14 protein-coding genes are annotated in these 21,577 nt (G+C 66.8%); 2 read left to right on the forward strand and 12 right to left on the reverse strand.

Annotated elements, in window-relative coordinates:
* Positions 1-4: 4 nt before the first annotated feature.
* Entirely contained in the window at positions 5-946 is a 942-nt protein-coding gene (locus tag ABUE31_RS12390) for a DMT family transporter (protein ID WP_367723907.1), read from the reverse strand.
* Entirely contained in the window at positions 943-3,246 is a 2,304-nt protein-coding gene (locus ABUE31_RS12395; RefSeq protein ID WP_367723908.1) for a xanthine dehydrogenase family protein molybdopterin-binding subunit, read from the reverse strand. Before ABUE31_RS12395 ends, ABUE31_RS12390 begins: the two co-directional genes overlap by 4 nt.
* A 144-nt stretch (positions 3,247-3,390) precedes the next feature.
* Between ABUE31_RS12395 and pepN the strand changes: the two genes are divergently transcribed.
* Together pepN and ABUE31_RS12405 are read left to right on the forward strand one after the other, a co-directional pair.
* Entirely contained in the window at positions 3,391-6,018 is a 2,628-nt protein-coding gene (gene pepN / locus ABUE31_RS12400) for an aminopeptidase N (RefSeq protein ID WP_367723909.1), read from the forward strand.
* A gap of 142 nt (positions 6,019-6,160) precedes the next feature.
* Positions 6,161-8,500 (forward strand): PAS domain-containing sensor histidine kinase, encoded by a 2,340-nt coding sequence (locus ABUE31_RS12405; RefSeq protein ID WP_367723910.1) that lies wholly within the window; start codon positions 6,161-6,163, stop codon positions 8,498-8,500.
* Here the strand turns inward: ABUE31_RS12405 and ABUE31_RS12410 are convergent.
* The 10 genes from ABUE31_RS12410 to ABUE31_RS12455 form a co-directional block, all read right to left on the reverse strand.
* Complete coding sequence (locus ABUE31_RS12410) at positions 8,486-11,473, reverse strand: bifunctional [glutamine synthetase] adenylyltransferase/[glutamine synthetase]-adenylyl-L-tyrosine phosphorylase (protein ID WP_367723911.1); 2,988 nt, start codon at positions 11,471-11,473, stop codon at positions 8,486-8,488. The genes ABUE31_RS12405 and ABUE31_RS12410 overlap by 15 nt on opposite strands.
* Complete coding sequence (locus tag ABUE31_RS12415; RefSeq protein WP_367723912.1) at positions 11,470-12,918, reverse strand: sensor histidine kinase; 1,449 nt, start codon at positions 12,916-12,918, stop codon at positions 11,470-11,472. Before ABUE31_RS12415 ends, ABUE31_RS12410 begins: the two co-directional genes overlap by 4 nt.
* A 45-nt stretch (positions 12,919-12,963) precedes the next feature.
* Entirely contained in the window at positions 12,964-13,638 is a 675-nt protein-coding gene (locus tag ABUE31_RS12420) for a response regulator transcription factor (protein ID WP_367723914.1), read from the reverse strand.
* 177 nt (positions 13,639-13,815) lie between these two features.
* On the reverse strand, positions 13,816-15,351 hold the full coding sequence (locus ABUE31_RS12425) for a Do family serine endopeptidase (RefSeq protein WP_367723915.1): 1,536 nt from the start codon (positions 15,349-15,351) through the stop codon (positions 13,816-13,818).
* Positions 15,352-15,517: 166 nt separating this feature from the next.
* The gene (locus ABUE31_RS12430) at positions 15,518-15,985 is read right to left on the reverse strand and encodes a cytochrome c-type biogenesis protein (RefSeq protein WP_367723916.1); all 468 of its coding nucleotides are present in this window, start codon (positions 15,983-15,985) and stop codon (positions 15,518-15,520) included.
* Positions 15,982-17,970 (reverse strand): heme lyase CcmF/NrfE family subunit, encoded by a 1,989-nt coding sequence (locus tag ABUE31_RS12435; RefSeq protein WP_367723917.1) that lies wholly within the window; start codon positions 17,968-17,970, stop codon positions 15,982-15,984. The genes ABUE31_RS12430 and ABUE31_RS12435 overlap by 4 nt, the downstream gene beginning before the upstream one ends.
* Positions 17,971-17,982: 12 nt before the next feature.
* Complete coding sequence (gene ccmE, locus ABUE31_RS12440; RefSeq protein WP_367723919.1) at positions 17,983-18,423, reverse strand: cytochrome c maturation protein CcmE; 441 nt, start codon at positions 18,421-18,423, stop codon at positions 17,983-17,985.
* A 4-nt stretch (positions 18,424-18,427) separates the two neighbouring features.
* Positions 18,428-19,564, reverse strand: a complete 1,137-nt coding sequence (gene ccmI, locus ABUE31_RS12445; RefSeq protein WP_367724172.1) for a c-type cytochrome biogenesis protein CcmI — start codon at positions 19,562-19,564, stop codon at positions 18,428-18,430.
* Between the two features lie 91 nt (positions 19,565-19,655).
* Positions 19,656-20,081 (reverse strand): RT0821/Lpp0805 family surface protein, encoded by a 426-nt coding sequence (locus tag ABUE31_RS12450; RefSeq protein WP_367723920.1) that lies wholly within the window; start codon positions 20,079-20,081, stop codon positions 19,656-19,658.
* 103 nt (positions 20,082-20,184) lie between these two features.
* Positions 20,185-21,573: an ATP-binding protein gene (locus ABUE31_RS12455; RefSeq protein WP_367723921.1), complete on the reverse strand. Its 1,389-nt coding sequence runs from the start codon at positions 21,571-21,573 to the stop codon at positions 20,185-20,187.
* Positions 21,574-21,577 lie beyond the last annotated feature (4 nt).

Genomic DNA, 21,577 nt, shown 5'->3' on the forward strand with positions numbered 1-21,577 from the left:
CGCCTCACTGGGGCGTCGATGCCTGGCGCGCCCTGCGCCGCTCGATGCCGAGCTGGCGCTCGCGCCAGACGATGAAGATGCCCGCGCCGATGACGATCGCGCCGCCGACCACGATGTGGATCGTCGGCCTTTCCCCGAAGGCGAGGTAGCCGATCAGGATGGCAAGGATGATCGACGTGTATTCGAACGGGGCGACGGTCGACGCCTCGGCGTGGCGGTAAGCCTCTGTCATCAGGATCTGTGCGATGCCCCCGCAAATGCCGGCCGATACAAGCAGCGTGACCTGCCAGGCGTCGAGATCCGCCCAACCGAACGGAATCGTCAAGAGGCCGGCAAGGCTCGCGGTCAGCGAGAACCAGATGACGATGACCGCGCTTTTCTCGGTGCGCACGAGGCTCCGAATCTGCAGCATGACGACGGCAGACAGGGATGCGGCGCCCAGCGCCGCCGCGACGCCCAAAAGCTCTGCGTTCTCGATCGCCTCCCCGCCGAACAGCGACAGCTTCGGCCACGAGACGATGAGGACGCCGATCATGCCGACGACGACCGCGCTCCAGCGATAGGCGCGGATCGTCTCGCCCAGGAAGATCGCGCTGAAGACGATGACCAGGAGCGGCTGAGCGTAGTTGAGGGTGACCGCCTCGGGCAGCGGCAGGCGGGTCAGCGCGAAGAAACCGAGCCCCATGGCGCTGACGCCGACGACGCCGCGCACCAGGTGCCCAAAGGGACGTTGCGTCTGCACGGCGGCGCGCAGGTCGCCGCGGTAGCCGAGATAGAGCAGCACCGGAAGCAGCGCGAAGAACGACCGGTAGAAGACGATCTGGCCGGCAGGCAGTTGGCCGGACGCCTTGATGAAGGATGCCATGGCCACGAAGATGGCGACCGACGCCACCTTCAGCCCGATGCCGATCAGCGGGTTGGACGCTGGGCCGTGCGCCTGGCTCAATTTCCCGGGGCCGCGTGGATCGCCGCCCACACGCGCGCAGGTGTCGCCGGCATTTCGATATGGTCGATGCCGTAGGCCCGCCACAGCGCGTCGGTGACTGCATTGATGGTCGCCGGCGCGGCGCCGATCGTGCCTGCCTCGCCCGCGCCCTTGATGCCCATGGCATTGGTGGTGGACGGAACGTTGCGCGTCTCGAAGGAGAAGAACGGCACGCTGTCGGCGCGCGGAACCGCGTAGTCCATGAAGCTCGCCGTCAACAGCTGACCATCGTCGCCGTAGACCGCATCCTCGCAAAGCGCCTGCCCGATGCCCTGCGCCACCCCGCCATGCACCTGCCCGGCGAGAAGGACCGGGTTAACCGTCACCCCGAAATCGTCGACGATCGTGTAGCCGACGATCTCGGTGGCCCCGGTTTCGGGGTCGATCTCGACCTCGCAGACATGCGTCCCGTTGGGATAGGTCGCCTCGTCCTGGACGAACTCGCCCATGGCCAGCAGATCGTCCGGCTTCCTGGCGGCCTTGGCGACCTCGACGAAGCTCAGCGAACGGTCGGTGCCGACGATCCTGGCCGCGCCGTCGCGCAGTTCGATATCGAGCGGCGATGCTTCCAGTTCGTCGGCTGCAATTCTGCGGATCTTTTCGGCGAGCGCCTCGCCTGCGCGTACCGCCGAAACCCCACCGAGCGGGATGGAACGCGAGCCGCCCGTGCCCTCGCCGTCGTCGAGGTCGTCGGTGTCGCCCTGGCGCAGGACAATCCTGTCGACCGGCAGGCCGAGCTTGTCTGAGACAAGCTGCGCATAGGCGGTCGCATGGCCCTGCCCCGTCGTCTGCGTGCCGATCTTCAGGGTCACGGTCCCGTCGCCGTTCAATTCGACGAAGGCCGGTTCGGAACCCGGAAAGGCGCAGGCCTCGATGTAGGTCGCGAGGCCGATGCCGCGGATCTTGCCCGCCCGCCTGGAAGTCTCGAGGCGGGTCTCGAAGTCGGTCCATCCGGCGCGTTCCATCGCCAGCGTCATGTGGCCGTCGAACTCGCCGACATCGTAGAGACGCCCGGCCTGGGTGCGGTAAGGGAACTGGTCAGGCCGGATGAAGTTGCGCCGGCGGATCTCGTCGCGGCCGAGGCCCATGTCGCGCGCGCAAGCATCGACAAGCTTCTCGACCAGGAACGCAGCCTCGGGACGGCCGGCGCCGCGATAGGCGTCGATGGGACAGGTGTTGGTGTAGACGCCGGCGATTTCGACGTCGAGCGCCGGGATGTCGTAGACGCCGGTCGACATGGTGGTTCCCGTATAGGGGATCTCCGCGCCGTACTGCGACAGGTAGGCGCCCATGTTGGCGACCAGATCGACCTTCAGCCCGAGGAAGCGTCCGTCGCCGTCCATCGCCATCTCGGCCGACGCGACATTGTCGCGCCCCTGCGCGTCGGTGAGGAAATGCTCGTTGCGGTCGCTCGTCCACTTGACCGGCCGACCGAGGCGCCGGGCGGCCTCCATGACCAGGGCGTATTCCCGGTAGACGAAGATCTTGGTGCCGAAACCGCCGCCGACATCCGGCGTCAGCACGCGCAGCTTCTTCTTCTCGATGCCGAAGGTCCGAGCGAGGATCTTCTGCAGCGAGTGCACACCCTGCGAGCAGGCGGTGAGCACGAAGCGGTCCTCGCCGGCGTTCCATTCGGCAATGGCCGAGCGCGGCTCGACATAGTTGGAGACGAGGCGGTTATTGCGGAATTCGATGCGCGTGACCGTCGCGGCGCGGGCAAAGGCGGTGGCGGTCTTGTCGCGATCGCCGTGCCGGTAGGTGAACGCGCGGTTGGTTCCGAGTTCGGGCCAAACCAGCGCGGCATCGGGAGCGAGGGCGTCCTCGGTCCTGGCGGCCGCGTCAAGCCCGTCATAGTCCACCTCGATCAGGTCGGCGGCATCCTGTGCCTCAGCGCGCGTGTCCGCGACGATGAAGGCCACGGCGTCGCCGACATAATGGACCTGGTCGCGGCACAGTATCGGAATGTCGCGGGTCTGCACGCGGCTCCCGTCGGGCTGGCGCGGGGCCTTTCCGCGAAGGTCGCGCAGATGGCCGAGATCCGATCCCGTCAGAACAAGCCGGACGCCGGGAGCCGAAACGGCCGCCTCGACCGACCCGACCGTGAAGCGGGCATTCGCAAAGGGCGAGCGCAGCACATAGCCGTGCAGCACGCCATCCGGCGCGATATCGTCGGTGTAGCGCCCGTTGCCCTGCACGAAGGCGGCGTCTTCCAGGCGCAACACCGAAGCGCCCATCCCGAATTTCGGCGTGGCGACCGTCATATAAGCCTCGCGGAACTGATTGAGGTGCGTGCCTGAAATAGGCCGCGTTTCAGTTTTGTCGAGAGTGGGCGATCATGTAAAGACCGGTCGACATCATATTGCCCGCCAGCAACTCCGGCGGCGCGACGACGGGAACGCCAGAAGATGCGCACAGATACCGGCCAGGTTTTCCGCCTCGAGGACTATCGCCCGAGCGACTACCTGATCCCGAAAACCAGCCTGACGTTCAGGCTGCATCCCGACGCGACGGTGGTGACGGCCGACCTGACGATTGCGCGGCGGCCGGGCGCCGACCGGCATTCGCCGCTCATCCTCGACGGCGACGACCTCGTTCTCAAGGCGATCTCCATCGACGGTGCACTGCTGCCTGCATCCGCCTACCAGGCGACGCCGGACCAGTTGATCGTCGCCTCCCCGCCGGACGCGCCGACATTCAGGCTCAGGCTGGAAACCGAGGTATCGCCGTCAGCCAATTCCGCGCTCATGGGCCTTTTCCGCACCAACGGCGCCTATTGCACGCAATGCGAGGCGGAAGGTTTTCGCCGCATCACCTATTTCCTCGACCGGCCGGACATCCTGTCTGTCTATACGGTGCGCATCGAGGCCCCGAAGCGCGAAGCGCCGCTGCTCCTGTCCAACGGCAACCGGCAGGAAACCGGCGAACTCGCCGACGGCTGGCATTTCGCCGTCTGGCACGATCCCTTCCCCAAGCCCTCCTACCTCTTTGCGCTGGTCGCCGGCGACCTCGGCGCGATGCACGACATGTTCACCACGGCGTCCGGCCGCAGGGTAGAACTCGGCATCTATGTCGAGCACGGCAAGGAACCGTTCGCCGCCTACGCGATGGACGCCCTGAAGCGCTCGATGCGGTGGGACGAGGAGGTTTATGGCTGCGAATACGACCTCGATGTCTTCAACATCGTCGCCGTTTCCGACTTCAACATGGGCGCCATGGAGAACAAGGGCCTCAACATCTTCAACGACAAGTACGTGCTTGCCGACGAAGAGACCGCCACAGATGCGGACTTCGCCAATATCGAGGCCATCATCGCGCATGAATATTTCCACAATTGGACAGGCAATAGAATCACTTGCCGAGACTGGTTCCAGCTTTGCCTCAAGGAAGGCCTGACGGTTTTCCGCGACCATGAGTTCTCCGCCGACCAGCGCTCGCGGCCGGTGAAGCGCATCGCCGAGGTGCGCACGCTGCGGGCGCATCAGTTCCCGGAGGACCAGGGCCCGCTGGCGCACCCGGTGCGGCCAAGGCGCTACCGCGAGATCAACAACTTCTACACGGCGACGGTCTACGAAAAGGGATCCGAGGTCGTGCGGATGATCCGCACCATCCTCGGCCCGGAGGGCTTCCGGCAGGGCATGGACCTCTATTTCCAGCGTCATGACGGCCAGGCCGCGACCATCGAGGATTTCCTGAAGGCGTTCGAGGACGCATCGGGCCGCGACCTCCAGCAGTTCGCGCTCTGGTACCATCAGGCGGGAACCCCCAATCTCAGCATCTCGACCGCACACGATGCGGCGAAACGCGAATTCGTCGTCGAGATCGAACAATCGGTCCCGCCGACGCCGTCCGAGGCGCGCAAGCGCATGATGCACATCCCGCTCGCCTTCGGCCTCGTCGGCCGCGACGGCAAGGATTTCGAACACGGGCCGGTCGAGGGCGCCGACGTCGAAAACGGCGTGATCCACGTCAGGAAGCGCCGCCATGTCGTCCGCTTCGCCGGCATCGCCGAACGCCCCGCGCTGTCGCTCAACCGCGGCTTCTCGGCGCCGATCACGCTGACGGTGGAGCAGAAGCCCGAGGACCTGTTCTTCCTCGCGCGGCACGACAGCGACGCCTTCTCGCGCTGGCAGGCGTACAACTCGCTGCTCACCGACGCGCTGGTCGCCGCTCGAAAACAGGCGGCCTTTGCCGCAAAACTGGCGGATCTCGCCGGCGTCATCGCCGGGGACGCCTCCCTCGAACACGCGTTCCGCGCACTGGCGCTCGCGCTGCCGGGCGAAGCCGACATCGCCCGCGAGATGGCCAGGGACATCGATCCCGACGCCATATTCGAACGCCGCGAGGCGCTGGCCCGGATGATCGCGCAATCGAACGAAGCGGCGTTCCGCGAACATTACGCCGCACTCGCGTTCCAGGGGCGTTTCCGCCCGGACGCCGCAAGCGCCGGACGGCGCGCGCTTCGTAACACGCTGCTCGACTACCTGGCGCCCCTCCCCGGCGGCGCCGAACTGGCCAGCCGCCATTTCGTCGATGCAACCAACATGACCGACCGGGCGGCCGCCCTGACGGTGCTGGTGCACCGGCATGGCGAGACGAACGAGGCCAAGGCGGCGCTCGCGGCGTTCGAGGAGCGCCATGGCGCGAACCCGCTGACGATGGACAAGTGGCTGATGATCCAGGCGACCGCGCCAGGCGCTGCGACACTCGACAAGGTGAAGACGCTCACCCGCCATCCCGGCTTCACCATGAGCAATCCGAACCGCGTCAGGGCGCTGATCGGGACATTCGCGACGGCCAACCAGACCGCCTTCAACCGGCCGGACGGAGCCGGTTACGATTTCTTCGCAGGTGTTGTTCTCGAGATCGAACCGCGCAACCCGCAGCTTGCCGCCCGCCTGGCGACCGCACTGCGCTCGTGGCGCTCGCTGGAGCCGGTTCGCCGCGCGAAGGCACGCGAGGCCTTGCAACGGATTGCCGGCTCGGACGACCTGTCGGCCGACCTGCGCGATATCGTCGAAAGGACGCTCGCCTGACCCGCGCGCCAGACGAATTTCAGCAATTTTAAATCTTTTTGCCGCGGCCCACTGGACAAGGCGAATCACCTTTGATTCCTTAAGGACGATTCGGCAGTGCGGTTATCGCCGGATCGTCAGTTGGAAACCTGGGGGATCGGCAATGGCCGTAGCGGACGCGTGGGGCGCGCCCGATAGGTCGACATTTGCCCGCCGCAAAGGCGCGCGGGACAAGGTCACCGGCAATGCGCGCATTCTCGCGGCGCCCGCCTACCGTCGTCTTCTCGCGGCCGAACCCTTGCTGAAACGCTCCATCCCGATCCTCATCCTCCTGTTTCTCGTGGTGGTCGCCTCGGTGCGCTTCATGTCGTTGATCGCCGAGCGAGACGAAGCGGGACAGGAGGCCAAGGCGGTTCTCAGCCTCGCCGCCGGAGAACTCGTCAACGCTCTCATGCTGGCAGAGGCCGGCCGCGGCGATTTCGAACGCAACGCGACGCGGCTGATCCAGAAGACGGCGCAGGCAGGGTCGCTGACGGCCAACCATGTGCTCGTCGTGACGGACGCGGCGTTCAAGGTCGTGGCCACCAGCCCCGCCGCCACGGAGTGGCAGGGCAAGAACCTCGGCGACCTCGTTTCCGGCGGCCAGCCGCTCTTCATGTTCGGCGACCGTGCCGGCGTGATGGAGGTGACGATCGGCGAGACCGTCTGGTACGCCGCCGTCGACCTGACCGACAGCAGGTCCGGCGCGGCCGTCGCCATGACGACCTACGACAGCGTGTATGCCGGCTGGCGCAGGACGGTGTCCATGAACGTGACGCTGTTCGTCGTCACCGCGGGCGTGCTGCTGGTCATCCTCTACGCCTATTTCAGCCAGGCCGCGCGCGCCCAGGCGGCCGACCGCATCTACGTCGAAGCGCACCAGCGCATCGACCTGGCGCTCGTGCGCGGTCGCTGCGGGCTTTGGGACTGGGACATGGTGCGCGGCAAGATGTACTGGTCGCGCTCGATGTACGACATGCTGGGCTATCGCTCCTGCGACACCATGCTCTCCTTCGGCGAGGTGGCCGAGATCATCCACGAGGACGACGGCGACCTGTTCGAACTCGCAAAGCGCATCGTGGCGCGCGAGATCGTGCAGATCGACCAGGTGTTCCGCATGCGGCACGCCGACGGCCACTGGGTCTGGGTGCGCGCCCGCGCGCAGGTCATCGATCCCGAGGCGCCGGAGATCCAGCTGATCGGCATCGCCGTGGACGTCACCGAGCAGCGGCACCTGGCGCTACGCTCGGAAGCGGCGGACATGCGGCTCCGGACGGCGATCGAGAGCATCAACGAATCCTTCGTCCTGTGGGATTCCTCGCAGCGCCTGCTGATGTGCAATTCGAAGTACCAGGAAGACAACGGCCTTTCCGACCGCGACGTGATGCCCGGCGCGCGACGCGGCGAACTCGAAGCCAAGATGCTGGCCTTCGTCTCCGACCGCCGGCTCGCCAATGCAAACGGGTCGCAGGGCGGCGCGAGCTTCGAGCGGCAGCTGGGCGACGGTCGCTGGCTGCAGGTCAACGAACTGGTGACGCGCGACGGCGGCATCGTGTCGGTCGGCTCCGACATCACGCAGATCAAGCAGCACCAGGAGAAGCTCGTCGACAGCGAGCGCCGGCTGATGGCGACCATCCACGACCTCAGCCTGGCGCGCCGCGCCGAACAGGAGCGGTCGGCCGAACTGGTAGAGCTGAACCGCAAATACATGCGCGAGACGGAACGCGCGGAGGCGGCCAACCGCGCCAAGTCCGAGTTCCTGGCCAACATGTCGCATGAGCTGCGCACGCCGCTCAACGCCATCATCGGTTTCTCGGAGGTGATGGAATCGAAATTGTTCGGGCCGCTCGGCTCGGAGCGCTACGAGGAATACGCCCGCGACATCCAGTCGAGCGGCTCCTACCTGCTCGGCGTGATCAACGACATCCTCGACATGTCGAAGATCGAGGCCGGCCAGTTCTCGGTCGAGCGCGAGGAGATCGATCTCTGCCCGCTGATCCACGAGACGGTGAAGGTGATCTCGCTTCAGGCGGCGAAGAAGAACATTTCCGTCGAGACGCGGATCGCCGACACGCTGAGCGTCTACGCCGACCGCCGCGCCATCAAGCAGATCGCGATCAACCTCCTCTCCAATGCCGTCAAGTTCACTGGGGAGGGAGGACACATCGCGGTACGAGCGCGCAACGTCGCCGGCGCCCTGATGCTCACGATCGAGGACAATGGCTGCGGCATTCCCAAGCATGCGCTGGGCAAGCTCGGGCGGCCGTTCGAGCAGGTGCAGAACCAGTTCTCGAAGAACCACACCGGATCCGGGCTGGGCCTGGCGATCTCGCGCTCGCTGGCGCAGCTTCACGGCGGCGTGCTGAAGATCCGGTCCAAGGCGGGCATCGGCACCATCGTCTCGGTGCGGATCCCGCTTCGCAAGCCGGCGACAACGACTGGCCCGGCCTCAAGAGCCGCGTGACGCCTTACGCTTCGACGCCGGGAGCAGCCGATCGAAATGGCCGCGCACGGTCTTTTCCGTGTCCTTCAGATGCGCCTCGAGCACCTTCACGTCAGGCAGGTCGGTCGTCGCCAGCAGCAGATCGATCAGCCCGGGCGGGCTGTCGTCGCTTTCGAACGGCCCGGTCAGGCAAAGCCTGATCATCTGCGTCAGCGACAGGTAGAAGGCCCAGGCATCGACCAGGTCCTGCCGCGCCTGGACATCGGCGAAATCCGGCGATAGCCGCGCCAGCGCAGCCGCCGTCGCCGTCGTCCGGCCCTCCCCCTCCAGGCGGCCGGTCAGCGTGGCCACCTGGGCGATGAACTCGAGGTCGATCAGTCCACCCGGCGCCAGCTTGACGTCCCATTCGTCGCGGGGCGGCTTCTCCTCCAGGATCAAGGCCCGCATCTCGGCCGCTTCGGCTGCGATCTTGGCGCCGTCGCGCGGCAGCGACAGGATCTCCACCACGTCGGCCTCGATCTCCGCGCCGAGGTCGGCATCGCCAGCGACGACGCGGGCGCGGGTCAGCGCCATGTGCTCCCAGGTCCAGGCGTCGTTGCGCTGATATTTGCGGAAGGCGTCTACATGGGTTGCGACCGGCCCCTTGTTGCCGGACGGGCGCAGCCGCAGGTCAAGTTCGTAGAGCACCCCCTCCGCGGTGGGCGCCGAAACCGCCGCGATCAGGCGCTGCGTCATGCGCGCATAATAATGCGACGGCGCGAGCGGCTTCTCGCCGTCGGACTCCTCGGCGTCCGCATCGTGATCGTAGAGCAGGATCAGATCGACGTCGGACCCGGCCGTGAGTTCGCGGCTGCCGAGCTTGCCCATGCCGAGGATCGCGACCCTGCCGCCGGGCACGCGACCGTGACGGATCGCGAACTCCGCCTCGACGGCGTCCAGCGCCGCGCCGATGGCGAGGTCGGCGAGATCGGAAAACGCCTTGCCAGCGCGGCCGGCGTCGATGGCGCCGGCCAGCAGCCGCACGCCGATCAGGAACTTCTGCTCGGCGCAGAAGATGCGCAGCCTGTCGAGCGTCTCCTCATAGCCGGCCGAACTGTCGACGAAGGCGGCAAGCCTTGCCGAAAGATAGGCGCGGTTCGGCAGTTCGGCGAGCAGCGCCGGGTCGAGCAGCCCGTCGAAGACGTGCGGCCGGCGCGTGATGATCTCGGCAAGCCTCGGCGCCGCACCCATGATCGTCGCGAGCAGCCTGAGCAGGCTCGGGTTGGACTGCAGCAGCGAGAACAGCTGGATGCCGGCCGGCAGGCCCGCCAGGAACTGGTCGAAGCGCATCAGCGCCTTATCGGCTTTCCTGGTCTTGCCGAAGGCCTCCAGCAGGGCCGGCGTCAGTTCGGTCAGCCGCTCGCGCGCCTCGGCCGACTGGGTCGCGCGATAGCGGCCGAAATGCCAGCTGCGCATGACCCGGCAGATGTCGCTCGGACGCTTGAAACCGAGCTTGCTCAGCGTCGTCAGCGTGTCGGGATCGTCGACGTCGCCGGTGAAGACGAGGTTGCCCACGCCTGAAGACAGGCCTGGGGCAGACTCGAACAACGCGGCGTAATGGCCCTCGACCTCCTGCAGCGAGGCGCGCAGCGCGGCGGAGAATTCGGCCTCGCCGGCAAACCCCAGCATCCTGGCGATCCGCCGCAGTCCTTCGTCGGTCTCGGGAAGCGTGTGCGTCTGCTCGTCCGCAACCATCTGGATCGCGTGTTCGACCCGGCGCAGGAACCAGTATTGGCGAGCCAGTCCGTCGCGCGCGTCTTCGCTGATCCAGCCGCGCCTGGCCAGTTCACCAAGCATGGGCACCGTGGCGCGCCCGCGCAATTCCGGAAAACGTCCGCCCGCGATCAGTTGCTGCGTCTGCACGAAGAACTCGACTTCGCGTATGCCGCCGCGTCCGAGCTTGACGTTGTGGCCCCTGACGGCGATCTCGCCATGCCCCTTGTGCGCATGGATCTGGCGCTTGATGGAGTGGATGTCGGCGATCGCCGCGTAGTCGAGGTATTTGCGCCAGACATAGGGCTGCAGTTCCTTGAGGAACGCCTCGCCGGCCTTGAGGTCGCCCGCCACCGGCCGCGCCTTGATCATCGCGGCGCGTTCCCAGTTCTGGCCCCTGCTCTCGTAGTAGGTCAGGGCCGCGTCGATCGAGATCGCGAGCGGCGTCGATCCGGGATCCGGGCGCAGCCGCAGGTCGGTGCGGAAGACGTAGCCGTGCTCGGTCCGGTCCTGGAGGATGCGCACCAGCCGCCGCGACAGCCGCGCGAACAGGTCGGTGGCCTCCATCGGGTCGATCACCGCGGGCGCCTCCGGATCGAAGAAGGAGATGAGGTCAATATCCGAGGAGAAGTTCAGCTCGTGTGCGCCGAGCTTGCCCATGCCGAGGATGATCCAGCCGGAACCGACGCCGGGATGCTGCGGGTCACGCAGCTTGAGCTTGCCCTGGCCGTGGGCGTCGAGAAGCAGGAAGTCGATCGCCGCGCTGACGCAGGCGTCGGCTAGCCGGCTCAGCCGCTCCACGGTCTCCGCGGCCTCGGCCTCGCCAGCCAGCTCGGCCAGCGCGATCAGGAAATGGGCTTCAAGTTTCAGGGCGCGGAGCCCGGTCATCAGGCTGTTTTCGCTGGCATCCTCCGCACGGGGACTCGCCAGGATCGTCGAGAGGATCGTTTCCAGCCGCTGTTCGACCGTCTGATCGAACAGCCCGTCGAGCATCTCAGGGCGTCGACGCGCGGCATCTCGCAGGAAATCGGAAAGGTCGAACGCGGCGCCCAGGAAATCCTGAATCGGCCCTTTCAGGCCAAGATATCGCGACAGGCGTTCGAGCCCGGCCTCGTCGGCAGCCGACGCCAGTTCGGCAAGCTCGGCCCGGGCGGCGGCCGCATCAAGCGGCAGGAGCTTCGTCGCCGGCTTCAGAAGCAGCCCTGCAGTATCGCTATCTGCAGCCTTTGCGGCTCTGCTCATGCGCTCCTTGCCCTCGGAAACGTCATCACCACGCTCAAGCCCGGATCACCGGGCAGCAGTTCGAGCGTCCCTCCATGGAACTTCATCACCGCCTTGGCAAGGCTGAGGCCAAGGCCGGAGCCCGGCTGCGACCGGCTCTGCTCCAGCCGCACGAAGCGTTCCGTCGCCCGGTCCCGGTCGCCCTGGTCGGGAATGCCGGGGCCGTTGTCGGCGATCGTCACGCTGATGTCGCCGCCCTTTTGCGCGAGCGACACGCGCACGGTCGGCGCCTCGGTCGAACCGGTCGAGTATTTTATCGCGTTGTCCACGATGTTGGAGAGCGCTTGTGCGATCAGTTCCCGGTTGCCGTCAACGACGAAGCTGCCCTCGACCGGCGCCTCCAGCTTCACGCCGACCTCCTCGGCCGCCGGTTCGTAGAGCTCGACGACGTCGTGGACCGCGGTGGCAAGATCGATCCTGGTCGATGTCTCGGCCGAGTAGCCCGCCTCGAGCCGGGAAATCATCAGGATCGCGTTGAAGGTCTTTATCAGGCGATCGGATTCGCTGATCGTGGCCTCCAGGGCCTCGCGATAGCCGGCCTCGCCGGGATCGCCTGCAAGCGCCGCCTCGGCCCGGTTGCGCAGCCGGGTAAGCGGGGTCTTCAGGTCGTGCGCGATGTTGTCGGACACCTGCCGCAGACCCTCGTTCAGGCCAGCGATCTTGGTGAGCATCATGTTGAGGTTTTCCGACAGGCGATCGAACTCGTCGCCGGCGCCCGTGACTGGCAGCCTGCCGCTGAGGTCGCCCCCCATGATGCGCTTTCCGGCCTCCGAGACGCTGTCGATGCGCTTCAGCGCGCGCCGACCGACAAAGTACCAGATCAGAAGGCCGCCGAGCGCCATGATGCTCAGCGCGAAGATGAGCGCCTGTCTGATGACGTCCCGGAACCGTTCCGGTTCGCCCAGGTCGCGGCCGACAAGGACGATCATCTGGTTCGGCAGGCGGGAGACCAGAGCAATGGCGGCATGCCGCGTTTCCGTCGAAGTCGGCGGCGCCTCCAGTTCGCTGACGCTCGGCGCGCGGCGCTCGGCGGCCCCCTCGCCATAGCGCTGATAGGTGAACGGGTGGCCCGTCCAGCCGGTGGTCTCGAGCACGCCCGGCTCAAGGCTTTCGACGTTGCCGGTCAGGATGCGGCCGTTGGCGTCCGCGATCAGGTAAAGATTGGCGCCCGGCTGGCGGGATCGCTGCCCGACCACCCTGACCAGCAGCGGCAGGCCGCCCGCCCGATAGGCACGGTCGAGCCCCTGCACCTCTTCGTCAATCGTATCCATGGTCTGAGCGGTCAGCATGCTGGCCGACAGCGAGGTCATGTAGAAGACGAGCAGGATCGCGCAAAGCGCGAACAGGATGAAGTAGAGCGCCGACAGCCTGGCGGCGGTGGTGCGCATGATCGCCGGCAGGCGCATCAGCGCGACATCCGGTGGAGCCCGATTGCACGGCCTGTCATGGCGCTAGGCGGCCTTGAGCATGTAGCCGGCGCCGCGAACCGTGTGCAGGATCGGACTGTCGAAACCCTTCTCTATCTTGCCCCGGAGGCGCGACACGTGAACGTCGATGACGTTTGTCTGCGGATCGAAGTGATAGTCCCACACGTTCTCGAGCAGCATCGTGCGGGTGACGACCTGGCCGGCATGGCGCATCAGATACTCGAGCAGGCGGAACTCGCGCGGCTGCAGTGTTATCTCGCGCCCGGCCCGCTTGACGCTGTGCGCCAGACGATCGAGTTCGAGATCGCCGGCGCGATAGACGGTCTCGGCCTCCTTCGAGGTCGCGCGCCGGTTCAGCACCTCGATGCGGGCAAGCAGTTCGGAGAAGGCGTAGGGCTTGGTCAGGTAGTCGTCGCCGCCGGCGCGCAGCCCGGTCACCCGATCGTCGACCTCGCCCAGCGCCGAGAGGATCAGCACCGGCGTCGTGTTGCCGCGCGAGCGCAGTCCGGCGATGAGGGAGAGGCCGTCGCGGCGCGGCAGCATGCGGTCGACCACCATGACGTCGTAGTCGCCGGCGTCCGCCAGCGCGAAACCGGTCTCGCCGTCGCGCGCGACATGCGCCGTGTGTCCGGCCTCGGCGAATGCCTTCTCCAGATAGTCGGCGGCCTCGCGATCGTCCTCGATGATCAGAATCTTCATGGAGCTTCTATACGCGAAATTGCCGAGGATGCGGATACCGGAGCGATCCCGGCAGGGAGTTCCGGCAGCAGGCGGGGGGGCCTGCTGCCGCCGTGCGCACCGCGTAAGACTGACTAGACGCGGTGGCGCGGGTTCCGGCGCCGCATCGGCCAACGCGGCGCCGGAAACCGAAGCCGGTCAACCCTTCGCGACGGGGAGGGTCACAAAGCGGCTGGCGTCGTCCCGGCTGACCTGGACGAGCACCGCCTTGCGGCCGGCCTTGGCGGCTTCCGCCATGGCCTTCTCGATGTCGTCGCCGCCCGAAACCGGCTTCGAGTTCACATTGGTGATGACGTCGCCGGCCTGCAGTCCGCGGTCGGCCGCGTCGCTGCCGGGATCGACGTCGGTAACGACGACACCCTTTCCGTCGTCGGCGGGCGCGATGGTGAGGCCGAGTTCGGCGAGCTGGTCGCTCTGCGCCTGGCTATCGCCGCCTTCCTGGAGCGAGGCCTGCTTCTCAGGGGCCGGCAACTCGCCCAGATCGACCTTCATGGTCTCCGACTGGCCGCTGCGCCACACCGTGACGTCGACAGCCTTGCCGGGCGTGATCGCGCCGATGATGCGGGCAAGTTCCTTGGGCGAGGCAACGTCCTTGCCGTCGACCGCGGTGATGACGTCGCCGGCGATCACGCCGGCCTTCTTCGCCGGGCTGTTGTCCTGCGCATTCGACACCAGCGCACCCTTCTCGCCCGACAGTCCGAGCGATTCAGCGATCTCGGCCGTTACCGGCTGGATCTCGACCCCGAGCCAGCCGCGCTGCACGGCGCCGTCGCGGATCAGGTCCTGCGTGACCTCGCGGGCAGTCGAGGCCGGGATGGCGAAGGCGATGCCGACATTGCCGCCCGACGGTGAGAAGATCGCGGTGTTGATGCCGACCACTTCGCCGTTCAGGTTGAACGCCGGACCGCCGGAATTGCCGCGGTTCACGGCGGCGTCGATCTGCAGGAAGTCGTCGTAGGGGCCGGCGCCGATGTCGCGGCCGCGGGCCGACACGATGCCGGCGGTCACGGTGCCGCCGAGGCCGAACGGATTGCCCACGGCAACCACCCAGTCGCCGACCCGAACCTTCGAATCGTCGGCGAAGTTGACATAGGTGAACTTCTGGCCGCCGCCGTCGACCTTGAGAACGGCGAGGTCGGTGCGCGGATCGGTGCCGACCAGCTTGGCGTCGAACTCCTTGCCGGCGTCGTCGACGACGGTGAACATCGCGCCGCCCTCGACGACGTGATTGTTGGTCACGACGTAGCCGTCATCGGAAATGAAGAAGCCGGAGCCCTGCGCAACCGGGCGCGGGCTGTCGTCGCGGTGCTTGCGGCGCTCCATGCGACCGCCCTGGTCCTGGTCGCCCCAGCCGCGGAATTCCTTGAAGAAGCGCTTCATGGGATGGTCGTCGGGCAGATCGTCGAAGCCGCGGCCGAACATCTGGAAATCGGTATCGGAAGCGGGCTCGATCTTGGCCTTGACGCGGACGCTGACGACAGCAGGCGAAACCTGCTCGACGACGTCGGCGAATCCGGGCGCCTGCGGAGCTTCGACGCGGACCGCCTCTGCCTGGACCGGAAGCGTGCCCGAGGTGATTGCGCCGAAACCGACTGCGGCTGCGATGGCGATCGATGCGCCGGCAGCGAGGAGACGCTTGCGGCCACTGGAGAAAGGCTTGGGAGAACTGGTCATTGGTTTCTATCCTCTTGTCGGGACGCTGAGCCGCATCCTTCGAAAGAGACATAGAAATCCGGACATTACGGCGCCATTTCCATGGCATGAAATTTTCGTAATGTTGCTTCCTGCGGGCGGCCGTGGAACCGCCAATTCCGGCCTGTCAAAGCGGCCGATCCGCCGGCTATTTCCCGGTGTCGCGCAGGATGCGGTCGAGTTCGGCGGCTTCTTCCTCGGTCAGGCCGGAAGCGAGCGACCTTCGCCTGCGCTGGGAATAGACCAGCACGCCCGCCCCCGCCGCCAGCAACAGGATGGGCGTGCTCCACAGAATGGCATTGCGCAGGCTGAAGCTGGGTTTCAAGAGAACGAACTCGCCGTAGCGCGAGACGACATAGTCGAGGACCTCGCTGTCGCTGTCGCCAGCCATCAGCCGCTCGCGAACGAGCACGCGCAGGTCGTGCGCCAGTTCCGCGTCGGACAGGTCGATCGACTGGTTCTGGCAGACCATGCAGCGCAGTTCTGCCGAGAGCGTACGCGCCCTCGCCTCCAGCGCCGGGTCGGAAAGCGCCTCGCCGGGCAGAACCGCCCCGGCGCGCCCGGGCAGGAATGCCAGCGCCAGGACCAGGCCGACCGTGGCCGCCGTGCGCCTCACTGCGCGACGCCCTGCGGCGATGCGACCCTGCGCCGGCTCCGCGCCGGGGCGCCGATGCGCAGCCGGCGGTCGAACAGCGAAACCGCACCACCCAGCATCATGGCGAGCGCGCCACCCCAGATCAGCGTGACCAGCGGCTTCCACCAGATGCGCACGACAAGTGCGCCGTCCTGCGTGTCGTCGCCGATCGAAACATAGAGCTGGCTCAGCCCCATCGTGCGGATGCCGGCTTCGGTCGTCGGCATCTGCCTGACCGGATAGAAGCGCTTCGATGAGACGATCTCGCCGTCCGGCCTACCCGCCGCGTCGAGGATCGAGAATCGGGCGCGGCTCTCGGTGTAGTTGGGTCCCTGTATCGGAAGCATATCCTCGAAGCGCAGAACCAACCCCGATATCTCGGTGGTCTGCCCTGGCTTCATGGCGAGGATGTTTTCGGTCTGGAACGACATCACGCCGACAATACCGAGCGTCGTCAATCCCAGACCAAGATGCGCCAGCGCCGTGCCGAACATCGAACGCGGCAGACCGGCCAGCCGGCGCAGCATGACGCCCACCGGCACGCTGCCAAAACCTGACTTCAGTGCAAGATCGGTGATGGCGCCGAGCACCAGCCAGACCGCCAGTCCGATGCCGAGCGCCGCCAGCACCGACGCGCGATCGACAAGGAGCAAGGTGACAAGAACCGCCAGCAATGCGCCAGCGAACGCGGTCATCAGGCGCTGCGCGGCGGCCAGCATGTCGCCCCGCTTCCAGGCGAGCAGCGGCCCGAACGGCACGAGGATGAGCAGCGGCGCCATGAGCGGGCCGAACGTCAGGTTGAAGAAGGGCTCGCCGACCGAGATCTTGTCGCCGGAAATCGCCTCGATCGCCAGGGGGTACAAGGTCCCGACGAAAACCGTGGCGGTCGCCGTGGTCAGAAACAGGTTGTTGAGGACCAGTGCGCCCTCGCGCGAGATGGGATGGAATAGCCCGCCTCCCGCCAGCGCCGGCGCGCGCCACGCGAAGAGGGCCAGCGAGCCACCGATGAAAAGCAGCAGGATGCAGAGGATGAAGACACCACGGCTCGGGTCGGTCGCGAAGGCATGCACGGAAGTGAGCACGCCGGACCGAACCAGGAAAGTGCCGAGCAGCGACAGCGAGAAGGTGAGGATCGCAAGCAGCAGCGTCCAGATCTTCAGCGCGGACCGCTTCTCCATGACGATCGCCGAGTGCAGGAGGGCGGTGCCGGCCAGCCAGGGCATGAAGGATGCGTTCTCGACCGGATCCCAGAACCAGAAGCCGCCCCAGCCCAGTTCGTAATAGGCCCAATAGGACCCCATCGCGATGCCGCCGGTCAGGAACGACCATGCGGCGAGCGTCCACGGCCGCACCCAGCGCGCCCAAGACGCGTCGATGCGCCCGTCGATCAGCGCGGCGACGGCGAACGAGAAGCAGACCGAAAAGCCGACATAGCCGAGATAGAGCAGCGGCGGATGGATTGCGAGGCCTATGTCCTGCAGGATGGGGTTGAGGTCGCGGCCCTCGATCGGCGCCGGCGAGAGCCGGACGAACGGGTTGGAGGTCGCAAGGATAAAGAGCAGGAAGGCCGCGCCGATCCAGCCCTGCACCGCGATCACCGTCGCCCGCAGGCTTGCCGGGAGGTTCCGCCCGAAGACCGCGACCAGGGCGCCGAAGAAGGTGAGGATCAAGACCCACAGCAGCATGGAACCCTCGTGGTTTCCCCAGGTTCCGGTGATCTTGTAGAGGAACGGTTTCAGCGAGTGGGAGTTCTCCCACACGTTCGAGACGGAAAAGTCCGACTGGGCGTAGGCGACCGTCAGGGCCCAGAATGCGAGGGCCACCAGTGCGAAGCCGCCGATAGAAACCGGGCCAGCGACCGACATCAGGCGATCGTTGCCGACCCGGGCTCCGACGAGCGGAACGAGCGACTGGACGAGCGCCAGCGCGAACGCCAGGACCAGCGCGAAATGGCCGACTTCAACCATGCGGGGCCTGCTTCACTGGGTTTCCTCCTGCCAGACGCCCTTGGCCTTGAGGCTGTCGGCCACCTCCTTGGGCATGTAGGTCTCGTCATGCTTTGCGAGCACGCTGTCGGCAATGAAGATACCGTCGGGGCCGAAACTGCCTTCCGTGATGACGCCCTGCTCCTCTCTGAACAGATCCGGCAGAATGCCGGAATAGGCGACCTTCACGGAGTGTTCCGTGTCGGTCACGGAGAACTCGACCTCGGTGCCCTGGTCGCGGACGATCGTCCCCTTCTCGACCAGACCGCCGAGGCGGATGCGCTGGCCGGGCTCCAAGACGGCGGTCGCCAAGTCGCCGGGCATGTAGAAGTAGGATGCCTTCTGCCCGAGCGCGTAGAAGGTCAGCGCCGCCGCCAGGGCAAGAAAGCCCAGCGCGCCCCCGATCACCGAAAGTCTCTTCTGCTTCCTCGTCACCGGATCACTCCGTCTGCGCCAAGCCGAGCGCGATCGAAAATTCGCCGAGCTTCCCGGCTTCGACGCTGCCTTCACCGAAGGCTGCGACGCCGCGCGCGAGAGCGTCGCGCGCCTCGGCGGCCCGGCCGAGCACATGATAGGAACGCACCAGCCGCATCCATCCTTCCAGATCGCGCGGATTCTGCCTGAGGCGTTCATCCAGGCCAGCCACCATGGTCTCGATCATCGCGCTGCGATCTTCCTCGGACATCTGGCTGGCAGCCTCGACCGCGTCAGGGGTCGGCCCCTTCGGCCCCCCGACCGCGGCAAGACGCCGGTCGCCCTCGGCGACCGCCTGCTCCACGGCGCCGCGCCAGGGCGAATCGTCCGGCAGGTTGCGCAGCATCGCGCGCCAGGCGTCCACCGCTTCGGCGACCCGCCCTTCCTGTACCTGCGCGGTGGCCAGGAAGAACGCCGCCTTCGGCTGACCCGGCTCCAGGTCCAGCGCCTTGGTGAAGGCATCGCGCGCCTGCGCCGTTATCAGGCCGTCGGCAGCCCCGGCCAGCGCTTCGCCCAGCCCGGACTGGCGCGCGCCACTCGGTCCGTCAAGGCGGATTGCGTTCTGGTAGGCTGTCACGGCGTCGTTGTTGCGGCCGATCCGGACATATATCGGGGCCAGGACGTCCCAGCCCCTGGCGTCATCGGGATTGGCCGCCAGATGCGCCTCGGCGCGCGCCACAAGTTCGTCGACGGTGCTGTCGGCCGGATTCTTGTCGAGGCGTGCTGCGAGCGGCTGCGATGGCAGGTCGGGCGAACCGGTCGCCGCGTAGATGCCCCAACTGACCAGCGGCACCGCCAGGACAGCCGCGACGCCGAGGCTGCGGACGGCCCTGCCGTCTGCCCGGTCGCCGGCACCTTCAAGGCGAGCCAGCTTGTCGGCCTTGAGAATGCGCCTTGCGATTTCGGCGCGCGCCTGTTCGGCCTCAGCCGGTCCGATCAGCCCGCGATCTGCGTCGCGGTCGAGCTCGGCGAGTTGATCGCGATAGACTTCAACGTCGTGCGAGCCTTCCGCGCCGCCGGCCTGTCCGCGCCGTGCAAGCGGCAGCAGCACCGAAAGGCTGGCGCCCAAAGTCAGCAAGCCGGCTATGACCCAGAACAACATGGCGTTCAAATAGCCCGCGGCGAACGGCATGCCAATATCGGGCATCTGCGGCGGATTGTCGAAAGACCCGGCGGCATCACCCGGATTCGCCTCAGGTCAGCGGGGTCCAGCTGCCGTCTGGGTTCCGGCAGGCCGTCCCGCGCGCGCTGCGCGTCTGTCCGCCGGCATTGACCGACTGCATGTACTGGCGGCAGTCCTGCGAACCGACGCGGTATGGCTGCGCGGCGGTCACCGCGCCGCTTCCGTTCGAGCCCTTCCAGTCGACCGCCTTCCCGGCCGGCGTATGCTCAAGCGCCCGGTATTCGGCCTGCAGCGCCGTCTGGCGGTCGCTTGCGCTGAGGCCGGCGCCGACCGATCCGCCGATAAGGCCGCCATCCATCGCCGAGATGATCGTCTCGGGCGCGGCCGGCCCGGTGACCGACGAAGCGCCCGTGAATCGTCCGCCCGACCCGGATGTCGAGCAGCCGGCCAGCGCCAGGGCCATCGTTGCGGCGACGACCGCCAGATGCATTCTCATATTCACGTCACCCGGGTTGGACAGCGTCGCAGCTCATCGACGACTCGGGAACTATTGGCCATATTTGGCCGAAGTTTGGCCCGAATGCCACGAGGAATGTGCCTCATTGGGCGCCGCGCAGTTCGACGGTCGCCATCAGCCCGCCCATTTGCGAGCGCTCCAGCCGCAGGACCCCGCCATATTCCTTGACCAACTCAGAGACGATCGCCAGCCCGAGGCCCGTGCCGGGCTTCGTCTCGTCGAGCCGGTTCCCGCGCCTCAGCGCCTCGCGTGCCTTGTCCTCGGGGATGCCGGGCCCGTCGTCCTCGATGACGATAGCGAAACGGCCGTCGCTGCCAGCCGTCGCCGGCACGACCGACACGGAGACGCGAGATCGCGCCCATTTCATCGCGTTCTCGAGCAGGTTGCCGGCGATCTCCTCGAGGTCCTCGCGCTCCCCGGCAAACACGACCTCGTCGACCGGCAGGGACAGCGACACCTTCATGCGACCGAGCTTTTCGATGACGCGCACCAGCCTTTCAAGCAGCGGAGCCACCGGGGCGCGGTAGATCACGCTGTCGCGCTGCGCGGCCATCCGCGCGCGCTTCAGGTAGTGATCCACCTGGTCGCGCATCGCCGCCGCCTGCTCGGCGATCAGCGTTCCCTTCTGCCCGCCGATTGCCCTGCCCTCGTTCATCAGGACCGCAAGCGGCGTCTTCAGGGAATGCGCGAGGTTTCCGACCTGCGTGCGCGAGCGCTCGACGATGCGGCGGTTGTTCTCGATCAACGCATTGGTTTCGTTTGCCAGCGGCTCGATCTCGGCCGGAAACCGCCCGTCGAGCCTTTGCGCCTGTCCCTCGCGCACCATGGCCAGCGCGTTCCTGACACGGTTCAGCGGCCGCAGTCCGAGGAGGATCGCCATCGCGTTGATGGCGATCATGCCGAGGCCGAAGATCGCGAGGTAGGTGTAGAGCCGCCGCTCGAAGGTGGCGATCTCCTCTTCTAGCTCGGTGCGGTTGCCCATCACGCGAAACCTGGCGACGCGGTTTTCTGCGTCGAGGACGAACTCGCTTTCGATCACCGCCAGGTCCTCGCCCGCCAGGCCGTCGATCAGGTAGCTTCGCTGGAACTGCGGATTGAACGGCACGTCTGACACGGGCGGCGGCGGGATCGGCCGGGTCATCGAGGTCGAGCGTATCTCTCCCGTTACCCCGCCGGAGACCGGCTCGACCGAAAAATACCAGCCCGAATCCGGTTCGGAGAACCTGAGGTCGCCGAGGTTCGGGCTGCCCGTCAGCACGCCGGCGTCGGACACGCCGACCGATCCGATCAGGTTGAACAGATGCGCCGAGAGCAGGCTTTCGAAGCCTCGTTCGCTGGCCTGGCGGTAGAGCGCGGAGATCACCGTCGAGATGACGATCAGCGCCAGGATCGCCCAGCCGGTCGAGAAGGCGATGACGCGGAAGGCGAGCGAGCGCGGGCCGAGCGTCAAGCCGAACGAGCGCGCCGCCATCTTG

It is taken from the genome of Mesorhizobium marinum (assembly GCF_040813675.1).
Lineage (GTDB): Bacteria > Pseudomonadota > Alphaproteobacteria > Rhizobiales > Rhizobiaceae > Mesorhizobium_K > Mesorhizobium_K marinum.